Genomic DNA, 1,273 nt, shown 5'->3' with positions numbered 1-1,273 from the left:
GTTCCTGCGCAGTAATCCCCGTTATGGCGAAGCCCTGCAACAATCGGCTTCGCCGGAACAGTTTGTTCGTTCCCTGCAACGTGCCGGCTATGCCACGGATCCCGAGTATGCCGACAAGGTACTCGACATTATGCAGCGTAATGTTCTGCAACAGCCCGTGGCTCGACAAAGTGTCGACCGCGTGCAGGCCACCGGTTAACCGATAAGAGGTAACGACGATTATGGCCAGTGGTGATCTGCTCGGTGTCAGTGTTTCGGGGGCGTTAGCGGCACAACGCGCCCTGTCCACGACCGGCCACAACATTGCCAACGCCAATACCGAGGGGTATTCCCGTCAGCGGGTGGACCTGGGAACACGCCCGCCCCAACTCGCCGGTAATGGCGCAATCGGCACCGGTGTGACGGTGAACAACGTCGAGCGGGTGTATGACGATTTTGTCGCCGGCGAGGTACGTACCAATACCTCGGCCGACAGTTCCCTGCGCGCCAATTATGAATACACCAGCCAGGTGGATAATCTGTTATCCGATCCCAACGCCGGTCTGGCACCGGCACTGCAAAGTTTCTTTTCCGCCGTTAACGGCGTCTCCGCCGATCCCTCTTCCACTTCGGCGCGACAGGTCATGCTGAGCGAAGCCCAGTCCCTGTCGGATCGTTTCCAGTATATGCACGATCGTTTTGATACCCTGCGCGAAGGGGCCACCGCAGAAATGAAAAGCGTGGTGACCGATATCAACGATCTGGCCACATCCATCGGGAAAATTAACGATAGCATCATCAATGCCCAGGAAATGAGTGGTCAGCCACCCAGCGATTTGCTCGATCAGCGGGATCGAATGGTACAGAAGCTGTCCGAACTGGTCTCGGTGCGGGTCAGCGAGCAGGATGATGGCCGTCTGAATGTTTTCATTGGAAATGGTCAGACGCTGGTAGTGGGCAGCGAAGTCTCCGAGATGGCCATCGAGAAAAGTCGTTTCGATCCCAACCATGCCGAAATTGTTTTCAAGGGCAATGCCAGCGACTCGGTAATCACCAAGTTTATTTCCGGCGGTCGCCTGGGCGGCATTCTGGAATTTCGTAACGGGGTACTGGATCCGGCCCAGAACGAGCTGGGTCGTATTGCCGTGGGCATTACCAAGACATTTAACGAACAGCACCGTCTTGGCATGGATCTGGAAAGCAAGCTGGGCGATAATTTCTTCACCCAGGCGGAGGAACTGGCCCCCAATATTCTGCCTAACGGTCGTAACCAGGGCGATTACAAGATCAGCGC

The 1,273-nt window shown here is 56.2% G+C and carries 2 protein-coding genes; both read left to right on the top strand.

Annotated elements, in window-relative coordinates:
- The coding region (locus RI563_RS12590; RefSeq protein WP_411293582.1) for a glucosaminidase domain-containing protein at window positions 1-199 on the top strand (199 nt) is incomplete at its 5' end.
- A 22-nt stretch (window positions 200-221) separates the two neighbouring features.
- On the top strand, window positions 222-1,273 hold a 1,052-nt coding region (gene flgK, locus RI563_RS12585), incomplete at its 3' end, for a flagellar hook-associated protein FlgK (protein WP_310694733.1).

Origin of the sequence: Thiohalophilus sp., from assembly GCF_031581315.1 — a bacterium.
Lineage (GTDB): Bacteria > Pseudomonadota > Gammaproteobacteria > UBA6429 > Thiohalophilaceae > Thiohalophilus.
Note: the sequence above shows the minus strand (reverse complement) of the source record. Positions and strands in the feature narration are given on the sequence as shown.